This is a genomic window from Streptomyces sp. NBC_01268, from assembly GCF_036240795.1.
In the GTDB taxonomy this organism is placed as follows: Bacteria; Actinomycetota; Actinomycetes; order Streptomycetales; family Streptomycetaceae; genus Streptomyces.
The window spans coordinates 5,000,135-5,018,006 of sequence record NZ_CP108454.1; the positions used below are offsets into that span (position 1 = coordinate 5,000,135).

General features: G+C 72.8%; 14 protein-coding genes. 9 read left to right on the forward strand and 5 right to left on the reverse strand.

All coding sequences use genetic code 11. The annotated features are described in order from the left end of the window. Window positions 1-60 precede the first annotated feature (60 nt). Window positions 61-1,875, forward strand: coding sequence for a DUF2264 domain-containing protein (locus OG309_RS22600; RefSeq protein WP_329423254.1), 1,815 nt, complete (start codon window positions 61-63; stop codon window positions 1,873-1,875). Then, window positions 1,872-3,398, forward strand: coding sequence for a right-handed parallel beta-helix repeat-containing protein (locus OG309_RS22605; protein ID WP_329423255.1), 1,527 nt, complete (start codon window positions 1,872-1,874; stop codon window positions 3,396-3,398). Before OG309_RS22600 ends, OG309_RS22605 begins: the two co-directional genes overlap by 4 nt. A 13-nt stretch (window positions 3,399-3,411) precedes the next feature. Here the strand turns inward: OG309_RS22605 and OG309_RS22610 are convergent, their stop codons facing one another. Both OG309_RS22610 and OG309_RS22615 read right to left on the reverse strand, forming a co-directional pair. Then, window positions 3,412-4,185, reverse strand: a complete 774-nt coding sequence (locus OG309_RS22610; RefSeq protein WP_329423256.1) for an SDR family NAD(P)-dependent oxidoreductase — start codon at window positions 4,183-4,185, stop codon at window positions 3,412-3,414. A gap of 98 nt (window positions 4,186-4,283) precedes the next feature. Then, a complete protein-coding gene (locus OG309_RS22615; RefSeq protein ID WP_329423257.1) occupies window positions 4,284-4,949 on the reverse strand; it encodes an MOSC domain-containing protein in 666 nt (221 codons plus the stop codon). Window positions 4,950-5,028: 79 nt separating this feature from the next. On the opposite strand from OG309_RS22615, the gene OG309_RS22620 reads away from it, so the two are divergent. After that, window positions 5,029-5,949, forward strand: a complete 921-nt coding sequence (locus OG309_RS22620) for a LysR family transcriptional regulator (protein WP_329423258.1) — start codon at window positions 5,029-5,031, stop codon at window positions 5,947-5,949. 426 nt (window positions 5,950-6,375) lie between these two features. On the opposite strand, the gene OG309_RS22625 is transcribed toward OG309_RS22620, so the two are convergent. After that, a complete protein-coding gene (locus OG309_RS22625; protein WP_329423259.1) occupies window positions 6,376-6,723 on the reverse strand; it encodes a WhiB family transcriptional regulator in 348 nt (115 codons plus the stop codon). A 458-nt stretch (window positions 6,724-7,181) separates the two neighbouring features. Between OG309_RS22625 and OG309_RS22630 the strand changes: the two genes are divergently transcribed. From OG309_RS22630 to OG309_RS22645, 4 genes are all read left to right on the forward strand, one after another. Then, window positions 7,182-7,793: a response regulator transcription factor gene (locus OG309_RS22630; protein ID WP_003948568.1), complete on the forward strand. Its 612-nt coding sequence runs from the start codon at window positions 7,182-7,184 to the stop codon at window positions 7,791-7,793. Between the two features lie 246 nt (window positions 7,794-8,039). Next, window positions 8,040-8,642 carry a sigma-70 family RNA polymerase sigma factor gene (locus tag OG309_RS22635; RefSeq protein ID WP_046908296.1) on the forward strand — a complete coding sequence of 201 codons (603 nt, stop codon included), beginning with the start codon at window positions 8,040-8,042 and terminating at the stop codon, window positions 8,640-8,642. Window positions 8,643-8,781: 139 nt separating this feature from the next. After that, window positions 8,782-10,281, forward strand: a complete 1,500-nt coding sequence (gene guaB / locus OG309_RS22640; protein WP_329423260.1) for an IMP dehydrogenase — start codon at window positions 8,782-8,784, stop codon at window positions 10,279-10,281. A gap of 129 nt (window positions 10,282-10,410) precedes the next feature. After that, window positions 10,411-11,535, forward strand: coding sequence for a GuaB3 family IMP dehydrogenase-related protein (locus tag OG309_RS22645; RefSeq protein WP_132912496.1), 1,125 nt, complete (start codon window positions 10,411-10,413; stop codon window positions 11,533-11,535). A gap of 90 nt (window positions 11,536-11,625) precedes the next feature. Here OG309_RS22645 and OG309_RS22650 read toward each other — a convergent pair whose 3' ends face one another. Both OG309_RS22650 and OG309_RS22655 read right to left on the reverse strand, forming a co-directional pair. After that, window positions 11,626-12,117: a hypothetical protein gene (locus tag OG309_RS22650; protein WP_329423261.1), complete on the reverse strand. Its 492-nt coding sequence runs from the start codon at window positions 12,115-12,117 to the stop codon at window positions 11,626-11,628. A 93-nt stretch (window positions 12,118-12,210) separates the two neighbouring features. Continuing rightward, a complete protein-coding gene (locus tag OG309_RS22655) occupies window positions 12,211-13,452 on the reverse strand; it encodes a nucleotide sugar dehydrogenase (RefSeq protein WP_329423262.1) in 1,242 nt (413 codons plus the stop codon). Window positions 13,453-13,718: 266 nt separating this feature from the next. On the opposite strand from OG309_RS22655, the gene OG309_RS22660 reads away from it, so the two are divergent. Together OG309_RS22660 and OG309_RS22665 are read left to right on the forward strand one after the other, a co-directional pair. Continuing rightward, on the forward strand, window positions 13,719-15,425 hold the full coding sequence (locus OG309_RS22660) for a glycerol-3-phosphate dehydrogenase/oxidase (RefSeq protein WP_329423263.1): 1,707 nt from the start codon (window positions 13,719-13,721) through the stop codon (window positions 15,423-15,425). A gap of 152 nt (window positions 15,426-15,577) precedes the next feature. Continuing rightward, window positions 15,578-17,842, forward strand: coding sequence for a serine/threonine-protein kinase (locus OG309_RS22665; protein WP_329423264.1), 2,265 nt, complete (start codon window positions 15,578-15,580; stop codon window positions 17,840-17,842). The last annotated feature ends 30 nt before the right edge of the window (window positions 17,843-17,872 follow it).

The following is a 17,872-nucleotide window of genomic DNA, read 5'->3' on the forward strand; positions in this document are numbered from 1 at the left end:
CTTCAGGATTCCGGGCGACGCCGCCGTCACCCTCCGCAGCACGGAATCCCAGGGAGCATCATGCCCACGCAACCCGAGAACCGTGAGCTCAGCCCGTACACCGGCTGGACCCGGGCCCACTGGGAGACCACGGCCGACCGCCTCCTGCTCGCCGTACGCCCCCACGCCTCACCCCGCGCCGCCCTCGTCGACCTGCCCGGCCCCCGCCCCAGCTGGTCGGGCCCCCGCTCCGACGGCCTGGAGGGCTACGCCCGCACCTTCCTCCTCGCCGCCCTGCGCGCCGCGCACGGCGACGACCCCCACGGGCACCTCGACCGCTACGCCGAAGGGCTCGCCGCCGGCACGGCACACCCCGGCACCACGGGCCCCGACTCCTGGCCCCGCATGGCCGACACCCGGCAGGCCGTCGTCGAGTCCGCCTCCGTCGCCCTCGCCCTGCGCCTCACCCGCCACCACCTCTGGGACCACCTCGACAGCCGCGTCCGCGAACGGATCGCCGACTGGCTGCTCCCCGCCCTCGGCCCCTCGCCCGTCGACAACAACTGGTGGCTCTTCGGACTCACCGTCGCCGGCTTCCTCCAGGACGCGGGCATCGAGACCGACCGCGCCGCCGCCACCGTCGACCGCGCCCTCGAACGGATCGAGGACTGGTACCTCGGCGACGGCTGGTACAGCGACGGCGACAACCGCGCCTTCGACCACTACAACCCCTGGGCCCTGCACTTCTACCCCGTCCTGCACGCCCACCTCTCCGACGACCGCGCCCTGCTCGACCGCTACGGCCCCCGGCTGCGCGCCCAGCTCGACGCCCACGTGCACCTCTTCGACACGAACGGCGCCCCCCTCCCGTACGGCAGGTCCCTGACCTACCGCTTCGCCGCGGCCGCCGCCCCCTGGCTGGGCGTCCTCACCGGACACACCCCGCTCACCCCCGGAGCCACCCGCCGCCTCGCCTCCGGCAGCCTCCGCTACTTCCTCGACCGCGGCGCCACCGACGCCCGCGGCCTGCTCACCCTCGGCTGGCACGGCCCCTACGAGCCCGTCCTGCAGAGCTACTCGGGCCCCGGCTCCCCCTACTGGGCCGCCAAGGGCTTCCTCGGCCTGCTGCTCCCCGCCGGCCACCCCGCCTGGACCGACCCCGAGGAACCCCTGCCCGCCGAACGCGCCGACACCGTCCGTCCCTTCGGCCCCACCGGCCTCCTCGTCCAGACCACCGCCGCCGACGGAGTGGTCCGCCTCCACAACCACGGCAGCAACCACGTGGGAGACCCCGGCACCGACGACCCCGGCTACTCCCGCCACGCCTACTCCACCCGTACCGGACCCACCAGCGCCCCCGACCCCGCCGACAACCACTTCGCCCTGCTCGACGCCGACGGCCGGGCCACCCGCCGCGGCCCCGTCACCCCGCTCGGCTCCGGACCCGACCGGGCTCTCTCCCGGCACACGCCGCTCCCCGGCGTCCACGTCGTCTCCGCCGTCCTCGTCCACGGCCGCGCCGAGGTCCGCGCCCACCTCGTCCTGGGCGCCCCCGAAGGCACCCCCGTACGGCAGACCGGCTGGACGGTCCACCCCGACGGGCCCGTCTCCCAGCTCCACCCCGTCCACGGCTACGCCCCCGAGGTCACCGAACTCCCCACCGGCGGCACCCTCCAGGGCCCGGCCCCCACCCGTACCCCCGCCCTGAACGGCACCACCAGCGGCCCCGCCGCCCTCTTCGTCGCCCTCGCCTCGCTCACCGCCGAAGCCGATCCCGCCCCCGTACCCGACCTCGCGAACGTCCAGGTCAGCGACGCCCGCACCCTGCACGTGACCTGGCAGAACGGCACCACCTCCCGCCTCGCCCTCGACGCCCCCGAACCGGAGGACCAGTGACCCAGCGCCGAACCCGCGCGGCCCTCGCCGCCGCCCTGGCACTACCGCTCCTGACCACCGCCCCCGCCGCGGCCGCCCCGCGCACCGGCGACCGCCACTACGTCGACTGCTCCGCCACCGCCCCCGGCGACGGCACCGCCCGACGCCCCTGGACCACCCTGACCGAGGCCAACGCCCACCCCTACGGGCCCGGCGACCGGCTCCTGTTCAAGCGCGGCACCACCTGCACCGGCACCCTCGCCCCCCAGGGCGCGGGCGCAGCCGGCGCCCCCTTCACCATCGCCGACTACGGCGACGCGCCCGGTCGCGCGGTCATCGACGGCAACGGCGCCCACGACGCCGTCCTCCTCGCCAACACCCGGTACCTCCGGCTCACCCGCCTGGAGATCACCAACGCCGCCGCCCCCGGCACCGAACGCAACGGCGTCCGGCTGCGCCTGGCGGACTACGGAGCCGCCCAGGGCATCAGCCTGGACCACCTCGCCATCCACGACGTGCGCGGCGGCGACTCCAAGACCCTCACCGGCTCCAGCGCCATCCACGTCGCCGTCGAGGGCACCACCGTCCCCAGCTGGTACGACGGCCTCGACATCGCCCACAACGACATCCGCGACGTCGACCGCGAGGGCGTCTACTTCAAGTCACGCTTCTCCAAGCGCGACCTGGTCGGAAACCAGCAGGACCCGGTCGCCTTCCCCGGCCCGTGGACCCCCAGCCTCCGCGTCCGCGTCCACCACAACACCCTGACCTCGATCGCCGGCGACGGCATCAAGATCGACACCACCAGCGGCGCCCGCGTCGACCACAACCGCATCGACGGCTTCCAGCTGCGCTCCAAGGCCGCCAACGCCGGCATCTGGACCTTCAACACCGATGACACGACCGTCGAGTACAACGAGGTCTCCGGCGGCGGCAACACCAAGGACGGCATGTCCTTCGACGCCGACGGCGCCTCCAAGGGGACCGTCTTCCAGTACAACCACAGCCACGACAACGCCGGCGGCTTCCTGCTGATCTGCCCCTACAGCGGCGCCCAGACCCTCGACACCGTCGTCCGCTACAACCTCAGCGTCGACGACGGCGCCCGCCTCGTCCAGAACTGCTGGGGCCCCATCCTCAACACCCGTATCTTCAACAACACCTTCGTCAACCGGACGACCGTCCCCTCCTACCTCGTCCAGGACGACGCGGGCAGCCCCGCCACCCCCCGCCACGAACTGACCCTCACCAACAACCTCTTCGTCAACGAAGGCACCCCCGGCGGCTACGCCTTCAAGAACCCCACCCCGGGCCTCGCCTTCTCGGACAACCTCTTCCACGGCGTCACGATGACCCGCCCCAACCCCGGCGGCCTCACCGCGGACCCCCTCCTCAACCCCGACCTGACGCTCGCCCCCGGCTCTCCGGCCCTGTCCGCGGGCACCCCCGTCGAGGACAACGGCGGCAGGGACTGGTTCGGGAACGACGTGTCGGCGACATCGCCCCCGAACATCGGGGCGTACGAGGGGCCGGGCGTGAACTGAGCCCCGAGCGGCTCTATTCGGGCCCGTACTTGCGCCCCGCCCGGGAGGACACCCCGCCCAGCAGCCCGCGGGGAGCCAGCTTCACCACACCCATCAGGGCCTTGTAACGGGGATCGGGGATGGACAGCGTCCGCCCCCGGGCCAGATCGGCGAGCGCCGCGGAGACCAGCTTGTCCGCGTCGAGCCACATCCAGCCCGGGATGTTGTCCGTCCCCATCCCCGCCCGCTGGTGGAACTCCGTCCGCACGAACCCCGGGCACAGCGCCATCAGCCGCACCCCGCTGCCCGCGAGATCCCGCGCCGCGCCCTGCGTGAACTGCACGACCCACGCCTTCGACGCCCCGTAGGTGCCGCGCGGCAGGAAGGCCGCCACCGAGGCGACGTTCACCACCCCGCCGCGCCCGCGGGCCCGCATCGCCTCCGACGCCGCCGAGGTCAGCCGCAGCACCGCCTCGCAGTGCACCTTCAGCATCTTCAGCTCGTCGTCCATGGAGACTTCCAGGAACCGGCCCTTGTTGCCGAACCCGGCGTTGTTCACCAGGAGGTCCACCGGCTGCTTGGCGTCCGAGAGCCGCGCCACCACGGCCTCGATCCCCTCCTCCTCGGAGAGGTCCGCCGCCAGCACCTCCGCCTCGATCCCGTGCCGGTCGTGCAGCTCCGTCGCCTGTTCCCGAAGCCGCTTCACGTCGCGCGCCACGAGCACCACGTCATGCCCGTCCGCGGCCAGCCGCCGCGCGAAGGCGGCGCCGATGCCGGCGGTCGCGCCCGTAATCAGTGCAGTCGTCATACGCGGCACGTTAACCCGCGCCGCGTGAACGCCGTGTGTGGGTAGGACCCCGCCCCGCTCCGTCCCGTTCCCGCCCCCGGTCCCTCCCGTTCCCGCTGCTACGCCCCGTACTTCTCCGCGTAGTTCCGCGCCAGCGCCAGCAGCCCCGACTCCATCCACTCGGCCGCCACCAGCGTGCCCGGCAGCTGGGAGCGGTCGCGGGTCGCGGCGTGGTGGAGGCGGGTGATGGTGACGGGGTGGGTCGGGCGGTGGATGACGGTGATGGGGTCGCCCGCGCGGATCTCGCCCGGTTCGATCACGCGGAGCAGGGCGCCGGGGCCGGCCGAGGACTGGTTGAGACGGCGGACCCAGGCGTCCTCCTGGACGAAGCCGGCGAAGGTGCGGCACGGGATGCGGCCGCCGGTGACCTCCAGGACGAGGTCGGGACCGATCCGCCAGCGCTCGCCGACGAGGGCGCCGTTCACGTCGAGGCCACGGGTGGTGAGGTTCTCGCCGAACGAGCCGGGGGGCAGGGGGCGGCCGAGCTCGCGCTCCCAGACCTCCATGTCCTCGCGCGCGAAGGCGTGCACGGCTCGGTCGGCGCCGCCGTGGAAGCGCAGGTCGCACACGGTGTCCCCGGCGACGCCACTGGCTCCACCGGGTGCGGGGGCGGCGACCCGCACGGGGCCGTCCACCGGGCGCTTGTCGATGCCCGTACGGCCCGAGGGGGCGCTGGTGTAGTCGACGGCCTGGGGGCTTCCCACGTTCACGCTCAGGAGTTCCATGGGGGCAGCCTAGGCCGACTTCCTCAAAGGTTGGTATAGGAATTCCACGACGCATCCAAGGAGGCCTTATGCTTGGGGCATGATCGAGGCCCGCCACCTCCGTGTCCTGCGCGCCGTCGCCGCCACCGGCTCCTTCTCCGCCGCCGCCCGAGAACTGGGCTGCACCCAGCCTGCGGTGAGCCAGCAGATGAAGGCGCTGGAGAGCTCCGCCGGCACGCCCCTGCTGATCCGTACCGGCCGCGAGATGCGCCTCACCCAGGCGGGCGAGGCCCTGGTCCGGCACGCCTCCGGGATCCTGGCCGGGCTGACCGCCGCCGAGGAGGAGGTCGCGGCCATCGCCGGGCTGCGGGCCGGACGGGTGCGGCTCGTCTCGTTCCCCAGCGGCAGCTCCACCCTCGTCCCCACCGCCCTCGCCGCCCTGCGCGCCGCCCACCCCGGCACCCGGGTCTCCCTCGTGGAGGCCGAGCCGCCGCGCTCGGTGGAGATGCTGCGCGAGGGCGACTGCGACGTGGCCCTCGCCTTCCGTTACGGGACGGGCCCGGACGCCTGGGACGACCTGGTGGTCCGCCCGCTCCTCGCCGACCGGCTCGTCGGCCTGGTGCCCGAGGGGCACCGGCTGGCCGGGGCGGAGTCGGTGGCCATCGGCGAACTGGCCGAGGACCCGTGGATCGCGGGCTGTCCGCGCTGCCGCCGCCAGCTGGTGGACGTCTGCCGGGAGGCGGGCTTCACCCCGCGCATCGACTTCGCCACCGACGACTACCCGGCCGTGATCGGCCTGGTGGGCGCCGGCCTCGGCGTGGCCGTCCTGCCGGAGCTCGCCATCGAGTCCGTACGGCCCAAGGGCGCGGTCACCGTCACGGTGGAACCCGCCGTGGAGCGCGAGATCGTGGCACTCACCCTTCCGGACCTGGCCCAGGTCCCGGCCGTCGCGGCCACCCTGGACGAGCTGACCCGCGCCTCCGCCCGCGCCGCCGAGAAGTCGGCGCCGACACGCGCGTAGGCCGTACGAGTGACACGGAGGCGCCGCCGTACGGGTGGTCGTCGAACCGCCGTACGGGGGACCGCGGTACGGGACGGGGGGCGCCGTCCGGGCGAACCGGGTCCGGCCGCACGGGTGCGGGCGCACGCCCGTAGGAGTGGGTGCGCTGGGCCGGGAGGGTGAGAGCCGCGCGCCTGTGTGGGTGAGGGCGGAGGTATCGGTCGGGCGAGCGCGTTCCGGCGGCGCGCGGTACGCGCCCGCCGTCCGGGTCACCGGCCCGGCGCGCGCCCCTTCCCGCGGCCGTCGCGCGCGGCGGGCGTGCGGGAGGGCGCGGTCGCCGGAGCCGCACGCCCCCGGGCCGCGTGCGGCGCGGCTCCCGGGGCCGGGTGGCCGTCGGCCCGGCCCGTGTCGTCCGGTTGTCCCAAGTCGTGGTGCAGAAACGTTACTTCAGGCGTGACCCACGCCGGCCGTGCTCGTGTGGGACGCCCGCGCGGTGGCGGACGTCGTGACCAGGCGATTGCGGGCTCGGCCCATGAGCTCTTCGCGTTCGTCCTCGGTGAGGCCGCCCCAGACGCCGTAGGGCTCCCGTACGGCGAGCGCGTGTGCCGCGCACTCCGCGCGTACCGGGCATCGCATGCAGACCTCTTTCGCCGAGTTCTCGCGCGCACTCCGTGCCGCGCCGCGCTCTCCCTCGGGGTGGAAGAACAGGGAGCTGTCGACCCCGCGGCAGGCCGCGAGCAGTTGCCAGTCCCACAGATCGGCGTTGGGTCCGGGAAGGCGGGAGAAATCTGCCATTGCGCTAGTCCCCTTGAAACCGTGTGAACGGATTGGTGGGCGGGTTGATGGCTGATCGACGGGGCCCTTCGTCCCCTGCCGGGTGTCGCGTACCCGCTCTCGCGGGTTCGATCCGACCGTACAACTACTGTCTAAGTAGATGTAAATATGACTCATTGCGAATCTAGCCACAGACACCGCGAAAAGGGAAGAAAACCCGCTAAATGGGGCATACCTTCGGGTGAAGGACGGATGACCTGCGACGCTCTCCTCCGCGTACGGACCCTCACGTAGAGTGCCGAAGGCGGCCGTCCGACCCGTAACTCTTTCGAGTGACCGTCGTTGAGAGTGCGGAGGCGGTTGAAGGAACAAGCGCTCGGACAGGTGTCCGGGGGTGTCAACCGCACAGGTGACGATACGTACCAGCCCTGGAGGCTCAAGGTGACGCGCTTCAGCTGCGAGAGCCGCGGAGGTCAGGCATGACTTCCGTCCTCGTCTGCGACGACTCCCCGCTTGCCCGAGAGGCGCTTCGGCGGGCGGTCGCGACCGTGCCCGGCGTCGAGCGCGTGACCACCGCGGCCAACGGCGAGGAAGTCCTCCGCCGCTGGGGCGCGGACCGCTCGGACCTGATTCTGATGGACGTGCGCATGCCCGGCCTGGGCGGCGTGGAGACCGTCCGCCGGCTGCTGTCCGCGGACCCCGGCGCCCGCATCATCATGCTCACCGTCGCCGAGGACCTGGACGGTGTCGCGCTCGCGGTCGCCGCGGGTGCCCGTGGCTATCTGCACAAGGACGCCTCGCGCGCCGAGCTGCGGGCCACCGTCACCCAGGCCCTCGCCGACCCGACCTGGCGGCTCGCCCCGCGCCGGCTGCGCTCGGCCGAGATGGGCGCCGCGCCCACGCTCACGGCCCGCGAGATCCAGGTGCTGGAGGGCATGAGCCACGGCCGGTCCAACGCGGAGATCGGGCGCGAGCTCTTCCTCTCCGAGGACACGGTCAAGACGCACGCGCGCAGGCTGTTCAAGAAGTTGGGTGCCTCCGACCGGGCGCACGCGGTGGCGCTCGGATTCCGCTGGGGCCTGGTGCGCTGACCTGCGGCCATCGGCCGCATCCCCGTCCGCCGAGCGGCGGACGGGGTGGGCTTGTGTCACTTCTCCGCGGAATGCCGCATCCTTGGTGGTGTGGAGTTCCTCGGGGACGAGACGAACGAGCGAGCGGACAACGAGCGGAAGGGGAGGGCGCAGGAGATGAGTGCCGGCGCACCTGCTCATAACGCTTCGGTGCACAACTACGGACGCGGTGCCGCGAACGAGCAGGCGTCAAGGCACCATGGAGCGATGCGCGACGACGAGACCATGGGGTCCCCCGTGCCCGCAGGGCAGGGGGAGATCGGTGCACTCGTTCACCGTGCCGTGGAGGGGGACCAGCAGGCGACGCACGACCTCCTCGCGCGCGTGCACCCCCTTGCCCTGCGCTACTGCCGTACGCGGCTGAACCGGCTGCCCGGTGACGCCCGTCACTTCGTGGAGGACCTCGCCCAGGAGGTCTGCGTCGCGGTCCTGATGGCGTTGCCGCGCTACAAGGACACGGGCAGACCCTTCGAGGCGTTCGTCTTCGCGATCGCCGGACACAAGGTCGCCGACCTCCAGCGGGCCGCCATGCGGCACCCGGGTTCGACGGCCGTGCCCTCCGACGAGATGCCCGAGCGGCCCGACGACTCGCTCGGGCCCGAGGAGCGGGCGCTCCTCAGTGACGACGCCGAGTGGGCCAAGAAGCTGCTCGCCAACCTCCCGGAGAACCAGCGCGAGCTGCTCGTCCTCCGGGTGGCCGTCGGGCTGACCGCCGAGGAGACCGGGCAGATGCTCGGGATGTCCCCGGGCGCGGTCCGGGTGGCGCAGCACCGTGCGCTGAGCCGGCTGCGGGCACTGGCCGAGCAGTAAGGGTTCGGAGGGGCGGCTGTCCCTCACGTACACGTACGAACGTCCAAAGCTGCTCGCTGATCTTGATCGTGGAATGAGACACGGCCGCGGCCCGTTAGCATGGACATCCGCACCGATCAAGGCCATTGGGGAAGGTGTCATGACCAACATCGACGGAGTGCCCGAGAAATTCGCGACACTCGGGCTGACCTACGACGATGTACTGCTGCTGCCGGGTGCGTCCGACATGGCGCCCGACCAGATCGACACCTCTTCGTACATCTCGCGGAACGTGCGGGTGAACATCCCGCTGCTCTCCGCCGCGATGGACAAGGTCACCGAGTCCCGGATGGCCATCGCCATGGCCCGTCAGGGCGGCGTCGGCGTCCTGCACCGCAACCTCTCCATCGCCGACCAGGCCAACCAGGTCGACCTGGTGAAGCGCTCCGAGTCCGGCATGGTGACCGACCCGATCACCGTGCACCCGGACGCCACGCTCGGCGAGGCCGACGCGATCTGCGCCAAGTTCCGCATCAGCGGCGTCCCGGTCACCGACCCGGCGGGCAAGCTGCTCGGCATCGTGACCAACCGCGACATGGCCTTCGAGTCGGACCGCAGCCGCCAGGTGCGCGAGGTCATGACCCCGATGCCGCTGGTCACGGGCAAGGTCGGCATCTCCGGCGTGGACGCCATGGAGCTGCTGCGCCGCCACAAGATCGAGAAGCTGCCGCTGGTCGACGAGGCCGGGCTGCTCAAGGGCCTCATCACGGTCAAGGACTTCGTCAAGGCCGAGAAGTACCCGAACGCCGCCAAGGACAAGGACGGCCGGCTGCTCGTCGGCGCGGCCGTCGGCGTCGCCGGCGACTCCTACGAGCGCGCCCAGGCCCTGATCGAGGCGGGCGCCGACTTCATCGTCGTCGACACCGCGCACGGCCACTCCCGACTGGTCGGCGACATGATCGCCAAGATCAAGTCGAACTCCTCGGTCGACGTCATCGGCGGCAACGTCGCCACGCGCGACGGCGCCCAGTCGCTCGTCGACGCCGGCGCGGACGGCATCAAGGTCGGTGTCGGCCCCGGCTCCATCTGCACCACCCGCGTGGTCGCCGGCATCGGCGTCCCGCAGGTCACGGCCATCTACGAGGCCTCCCTCGCCGCCAAGGCGGCCGGCATCCCGGTCATCGGCGACGGCGGCCTGCAGTACTCCGGCGACATCGCGAAGGCGCTCGTCGCCGGCGCCGACACGGTGATGCTCGGCTCGCTGCTCGCGGGCTGCGAGGAGTCCCCGGGCGAGCTGCTCTTCATCAACGGCAAGCAGTTCAAGTCGTACCGCGGCATGGGCTCGCTGGGCGCCATGCAGACCCGCGGCGACCGCAAGTCCTTCTCCAAGGACCGGTACTTCCAGGAGGGCGTCGCCTCCGACGAGCAGCTGATCCCCGAGGGCATCGAGGGCCAGGTGCCCTACCGCGGCCCGCTCGCCTCGGTCGTGCACCAGCTGACCGGTGGTCTGCGTCAGTCGATGTTCTACGTCGGCGGCCGCACGGTCCCGGAGCTCCAGCAGAACGGCCGTTTCGTCCGGATCACCTCGGCGGGTCTCAAGGAGAGCCACCCGCACGACATCCAGATGACCGTCGAGGCACCGAACTACAGCCGCAAGTAGGTCTCCGTCACCCGGTGCGACGCACGGTGTGACACCGACGGGGTGGTTCCGGCATGTGGCCGGAGCCGCCCCTTCGGCGTGTGTCGGGGATACTGGTAGGCGCAGACCAAGAGGGAAAGGCCACACAACGTGACTGAGATCGAGATCGGGCGCGGCAAGCGCGGCCGCAGGGCGTACGCGTTCGACGACATCGCCGTCGTACCGAGCCGGCGCACCCGGGACCCGAAGGAGGTCTCGATCGCCTGGCAGATCGACGCCTACCGCTTCGAGCTCCCGTTCCTGGCCGCCCCCATGGACTCGGTCGTCTCGCCGCAGACCGCCATCCGCATCGGCGAGCTCGGCGGCCTGGGCGTGCTGAACCTCGAGGGCCTGTGGACCCGCTACGAGGACCCGCAGCCGCTGCTCGACGAGATCGCCGAGATGGACGAGGAGACCGCCACCCGCCGTCTGCAGGAGATCTACGCGGCTCCGATCAAGGAGGAGCTGATCGGGCAGCGCATCAAGGAGGTGCGCGACTCGGGTGTGGTCACCGCCGCCGCGCTCTCCCCGCAGCGCACCGCGCAGTTCTCCAAGGCCGTGGTCGACGCCGGCGTGGACATCTTCGTCATCCGCGGCACGACCGTCTCCGCCGAGCACGTCTCCGGCGCGGCCGAGCCGCTGAACCTCAAGCAGTTCATCTACGAGCTCGACGTCCCGGTCATCGTCGGCGGCTGCGCCACGTACACCGCGGCCCTGCACCTGATGCGCACCGGCGCCGCGGGCGTCCTGGTCGGCTTCGGCGGCGGCGCCGCGCACACCACGCGCAACGTGCTCGGCATCCAGGTCCCGATGGCCACGGCCGTCGCCGACGTGGCCGCGGCCCGCCGCGACTACATGGACGAGTCCGGCGGCCGCTACGTGCACGTGATCGCCGACGGCGGCGTGGGCTGGTCCGGCGACCTGCCGAAGGCCATCGCCTGCGGCGCCGACGCGGTCATGATGGGCTCCCCGCTGGCCCGTGCCACGGACGCGCCCGGCAAGGGCCACCACTGGGGCATGGAGGCCGTCCACGAGGACGTGCCGCGCGGCAAGCTGGTCGACCTGGGCATCGTCGGCACCACCGAGGAGGTCCTGACGGGCCCGTCGCACACCCCGGACGGCTCGATGAACTTCTTCGGCGCCCTGCGCCGCGCGATGGCCACCACGGGCTACAGCGAGCTCAAGGAGTTCCAGCGCGTCGAGGTGACGGTCGCGGACGCGCAGCACAAGCGCTGACACCGCGGGATCCGTGCCCCGTACGTACGAGAGGGGCCCCGCACCGGGTGGTGCGGGGCCCCTCTCGCGTGCGTGCGGGTCTGCCCGCGGCTACTCGGCGGCCTTCTTCGAGCCGCTGAACGCGGCGAAGGCGGCGAGGGCGAAGAAGAGGAAGGTCAGCGGGTCCAGCTCTTCCTTCCACGCCGCCTGCAGGACGTCGGAGTGCTCGAAGAAGAGGGTGCTCACGGAGACGTTCAGCTCCTTGCCACCGATGATCGCGATGGCGAGCAGCTGGCCGAAGTAGACCGCGCCGAGCGAGAGCACCGCGCTGACCACCGGCAGGGCCGGGTTGCGGCCGCCGGCCTTGCCGGCCGCGAAGCCGACGAGGAAGCCGACGCCGACGGCGGCCCAGCCGATCTCGCGCTCGATGGCGCCGGCGATCCCGCCGTAGACACCGCCGGCGACGAGCGCGGCGACGACCGCGACGACCAGGCCGAGGCCCACGTTGGAGCGGGCCGGCGGGGCCGGGGCGACCGGCGGCTGCGGGAAGGGCTCGGCACCCTGGGCGAACGGGTTGCCGGGCGGCGGAACGGGCTGAGACATGAAGAAGATCCCCCCATGGGACGCGTGATGAAGCGGCCTGGAGGCTAGCAGTCCCCTGTGACATGTTCACAGGGGGTTTACTTCGGACGTTTCCTACAGCCGGTGCGCGGCGCCCCCCGGGGTGGCGCCCCGGGTGTCGAGGAGCAGCTGCGCCTTCACGGACAGGCCCTGGAGGTCGTACGTGCGGTGGTGCTGGAGCAGGATCGTCAGGTCGGCGTGGGCGGCGGCCTCGTAGAGGGAGTCGGCGCGGGGGACCGGCAGGTCGCGGACGCGCCAGTCGAGGACGTGCGGGTCGTGGTAGCTGACCGTGGCGCCCAGGTCCATCAGGCGGCGGGCGATCTCGTCGGCGGGGGAGCCCTGCCGGTCGGCGAGGTCGGGTTTGTACGTGATGCCGAGCAGCAGGATCCGGGCGCCGCGGGCGGACTTGCCGTGCTCGTTGAGGAGGGTGGCGCAGCGCTGGACGACGTACTGCGGCATGCGTTCGTTGACCTGGCCGGCGAGTTCGACCAGGCGCAGCGGGCGGTGGGCGCCGACGGTGTCCACGGGGACGCCGTGGCCGCCGACGCCGGGGCCGGGGCGGAAGGCCTGGAAGCCGAAGGGCTTGGTCTCGGCGCAGCGGATGACGTCCCAGAGGTCGACGCCGAGTTCGTGGCAGAGCACCGCCATCTCGTTGACCAGGGCGATGTTGACGTGCCGGAAGTTGGTCTCCAGGAGCTTCACGGTCTCGGCCTCGCGCGGGCCGCGGGCGCGGACCACCTTGTCGGTGAGGCGGCCGTAGAACGCGGCGGCGGACTCGGTACAGGCGGGGGTCAGCCCGCCGATGACCTTGGGCGTGCCGGCGAAGCCGTGGGTGCGGCTGCCGGGGTCGAGGCGGCCGGGGGAGTAGGCGAGGTGGAAGTCGCGCCCGGCGCGCAGCCCGGAGCCGGTTTCGAGGAGTTCGCGGAGCGGGCCTTCGGTGGTCCCGGGGGGTACGGGGGACTCCAGGAGGACCGTCGTGTGGGGGCGCAGCCGGGCGGCGAGGGCGCGGGCGGCGTCGGTGACGTCGGTGAGGTCGAGGGCGCCGTCCGGTCCCGGCGGGGTGGGTGCGCAGATGACGGCGGTGCGGACCCGGCCGAGTTCGGCGGGGTCGGTGGCGGGGCGGAAGCCCGCGGCGAGCATCCGGCGGATCTCGGCCGCGGTGAGCGAGCCGTCGACGGGGGGCCGTCCGGCGGCGAGTTCGGCGACGGGTCGGGGGTCGGTGTCGTAGCCGATGGTGCCGACGCCGGCCGTGGTGGCCGCCTGGGCGAGGGGGAGACCGTGGTGGCCGAGGCCGATGACGGCGAGATCAGCGGGCATGGAGTGGGCCGTCCTTCCCTGGTGCCGGAGGGGGGTGTGAGACCGGGGCCGCTAGCCGGAGGGGACGCGACGCGCAAGCCCTGTGGACAGAACGGGGCGAGTGCAATGTCAGACTAGGCGTAAATATGACCGATATGCGGCATTGTGGAGCCGAAGATCGCGAGTGTTATCCACAGGTCGCGGTTCAGGCGGTGGCTGAAGTCGGTGGGCCGGGCCAGAATCGAAGCCGTGAGCCCGACCACACAGGGGGACGACGGGAGGCAGCGGTGAGGACAGCGACACTGGGACCCGCCGAGCGCACGGCGGCGCTCGCGGCGATGGCCGAGCGCGAGCTGGACGTGCTGGTCGTCGGCGCCGGAGTCGTCGGCGCGGGCACCGCGCTCGACGCGGTCACCCGAGGCCTCTCCACCGGCCTCGTCGAGGCGCGCGACTGGGCCTCCGGCACCTCCAGCCGGTCCAGCAAGCTGATCCACGGCGGCCTGCGCTATCTGGAGATGCTCGACTTCGCCCTCGTCCGCGAGGCCCTCAAGGAGCGCGGCCTGCTCCTCGAACGGCTCGCACCCCACCTGGTCAAACCCGTCCCGTTCCTCTACCCGCTCCAGCACAAGGGCTGGGAGCGCTGGTACGCGGGCTCGGGCGTCGCGCTGTACGACGCGATGTCCGTCTCCTCGGGTCACGGGCGCGGCCTGCCCGTCCATCGCCACCTCAGCCGCGGCCGCGCCCTGCGGGTGGCGCCCTGCCTCAAGAAGGACGCCCTGGTCGGCGCCCTGCAGTACTACGACGCGCAGATGGACGACGCCCGCTTCGTCACCACCCTCGTCCGCACCGCCGCGAGCTACGGGGCGCAGGTCGCCAGCCGGGCCCGGGTCGTCGGGTTCCTGCGCGAGGGCGAGCGGGTGGTCGGCGCCCGGGTCCAGGACGTCGAGACCGGTGGGGAGTACGCGATCAGGGCCCGCCAGATCGTCAACGCCACCGGCGTGTGGACCGACGACACCCAGGCCCTCATCGGCGAGCGCGGCCAGTTCCACGTCCGCGCCTCCAAGGGCATCCACCTGGTCGTGCCCAAGGACCGCATCCACTCCACCACCGGACTCATCCTGCGCACCGAGAAGTCCGTGCTGTTCGTCATCCCCTGGGGCCGCCACTGGATCATCGGCACCACCGACACCGACTGGGACCTCGACAAGGCCCACCCCGCCGCCTCCAGCGCCGACATCGACTACCTCCTGGAGCACGTGAACGGGGTCCTCGCGACCCCGCTCGGCCGCGACGACGTCCAGGGCGTCTACGCGGGCCTGCGCCCGCTGCTGGCCGGCGAGTCGGACGCCACTAGCAAACTCTCCCGCGAACACACCGTCGCCCACCCCGCCCCCGGACTCGTCGTCGTCGCCGGGGGCAAGTACACGACCTACCGCGTGATGGCGAAGGACGCCGTCGACGAGGCCGTCCACGGCCTCGACAAACGGGTCGCCGACTGCGTCACCGAGGACACCCCGCTCATCGGCGCGGAGGGGTACCGGGCCCTGTGGAACGCCCGCGCCGGAATCGCCGCCCGCGCCGGGCTCCACGTGGCCCGGGTGGAGCATCTGCTCAACCGCTACGGCTCCCTGACGGAGGAGATCCTCGACCTGATCGCCGCCGACCCCTCGCTCGGCGCGCCGCTGCCCGCCGCCGAGGACTACCTGCGGGCCGAGATCGTCTACGCGGCCTCGCACGAAGGCGCCCGCCACCTCGACGACGTCCTCACCCGGCGCACCCGCATCTCCATCGAGACCTTCGACCGGGGCACCCGCAGCGCCCGGGAGTGCGCCGAACTGATGGCGCCGGTGCTCGGCTGGGACGCGCACCAGGTCGACAAGGAGGTCGAGCACTACGAGAAGAGGGTCCAGGCGGAACGCGAATCGCAGCGCCAGCCCGACGACCTGACGGCGGACGCGGCCAGGCTGGGGGCGCCCGACATCGTGCCGCTCTGACCGGCGCGGGCACGGGAATGCTTCTCGGAGTGCGGACCCGGGGGAGGCATCGGTCCCGGAGTGAGGGACAATGAGCTCTCTTCCAGGGCGGGTTGCCGCATCGTGCGGGAGCGGCGGACGCGGGCGCAGATCAGGGATCGACGAGGGGACGCATGTCGGAGGCGGAGCAGTCGCGGGACACGGGGCAAGACCCCCGGCGGGACGCCCCCGCGGGGGCCGCCACCGACGGCGACCGGAGCGCGGTTCCGGCCGCGCGCAAGGCGGACCGGGACCAAGCGGCACAGACCGGGACGAAGCAGGACGCGTCGGAGGACGCCCGGAGCCCGGATAAGGACGTCCCGGAGCAGGACGCCGCGGCCGGAGCCGCGGCGGCGTCCGGGGCCCGGAGCGGAACGGGCGCGCGGACCGGCGCCGATCTGACCAAGAAGCCGGCGGCCACACGCACCCCGGCCGCGGGCGGATCGACCGACGGGGCCGCGCCCGCCACCGGATTCGGGGCGGACGTGGCGGACGTCGACGCGAAGCGCGCCGCGAGAACGGGCGGGCGCACCGGCCGTGCTGACGCGGCGTCCACCGAAGGACGGCTGCTCGCCGGGCGCTACCGCCTCGGCGTGGTCCTCGGCCGCGGCGGCATGGGCACCGTGTGGCGGGCGGTCGACGAGACGCTCGGGCGGACCGTCGCCGTCAAGGAGCTGCGCTTCCCCAACAGCATCGACGACGACGAGAAGCGACGCCTCATCACCCGGACCCTGCGCGAGGCCAAGGCCATCGCCCGGATCCGCAACAACGGCGCCGTGACCGTCTACGACGTGGTCGACGAGGACGACCGTCCGTGGATCGTCATGGAGCTCATCGAGGGCAAGTCGCTCGCCGACGCCGTGCGCGAGGACGGCACGCTCACCCCGCGCCGCGCCGCCGAGGTGGGCCTCGCCATCCTCGACGTGCTGCGCTCCGCGCACCGCGAGGGCATCCTCCACCGCGACGTGAAGCCGTCCAACGTGCTGATCGCCGAGGACGGCCGGGTCGTCCTCACCGACTTCGGCATCGCCCAGGTCGAGGGCGACCCCTCGATCACCTCCACCGGCATGCTCGTCGGCGCCCCCTCGTACATCTCGCCCGAGCGGGCCCGCGGCCACAAGCCCGGCCCGGCCGCCGACCTCTGGTCGCTCGGCGGCCTGCTGTACGCGTCCGTCGAGGGCAGCCCGCCCTACGACAAGGGCTCCGCCATCGCCACGCTCACCGCGGTGATGACCGAGCCGGTCGACCCGCCGAAGAACGCGGGCCCCGAGCTGGAGCAGGTCATCTACGGCCTGCTCGCCAAGGACCCCGACCAGCGGCTCGACGACGCCGGGGCCCGGGTGCTGCTGCGGGCCGTCCTCGACGCGCCCGAGGCCCCGCCCGAGCCGTCCCCCGAGGCGACCAGGGTCGTCCCGCTGCCGCCGCTCCCCGAGCGCCCGCCGGTGGCCCCGGCGACGCCCGCCCCGGCGAAGCCGGCCCGGGAGAAGACCGGCGAGGCCGCCGACCGCGTGCGTGGCGCCCTGAAGTCCGTACGGAACGCGGCGTCCGCGGCGAAGCCGGAGACCGAGCGCCGCCCCGGCGCCGGAGCGCCCGCGCAGGCCCGCGCCTCGCTCACCGACGTCGTCCCGCGCCGGACCCTCGTGATCATCGCCGCGGTCGTGCTCGCCGCCCTGCTCGGCACGATCCTGTACGTCGCCCTCGGCGGCGGCCAGGACGGCGGCGCCACCGACAAGGGCAAGGGCGCCGGCACCGGCGGCACGACCGCCTCGGCCGGGTCCACGGCCGGCGGCGGCAGCGACCCGAGCACCGACACCGGCACGTCGGGCGGCGACCCGGACCAGCAGGGCGGCGGGGACAAGCCCACGGGCAACAGCGGCGGCCAGAGCGGCACCACGCCCACCGGCACGCCCGGCGGCGACAAGCCCGCCGGACCGCAGCTGCCCGCCGGCTACGTGATGGTGACCAACGGCCGCTTCCACTTCCGGATGGCCATGCCCGCCTCCTTCAAACTGGCCGCCATAGCGGGCCAGAACTCGGGCGGCATCTTCCACGCCGGCGGCAGCGGCTTCCCGCGCGTCCAGGTCGACTTCAACGACAGCCCCCGTGACGACGCCGCCAGCGCCTGGCGCGCCGCCGTCGCCGCGGTGGCGGCGTCGAGCAACGGCTACAAGCACATCGGCATCCGCCCGGTCGAGTACAAGGGGTACCCGACCGTCGCCGACTGGGAGTTCGAGCGCAACCAGAACGGCATGCGGATCCGGATCCTCAACCGGGGATTCAAGGTCGACGCCGGACACGGCTACTCGATCATGATCAGCTGCAAGGCCGACGAATGGGACGCGGCGGACTGCAAGACGCTGCGCGAGACGGCGTTCGCCACGTTCAGCCCCAAGGACTGACGGGCGCACGTATCGTGAAAGGCCCCGGGC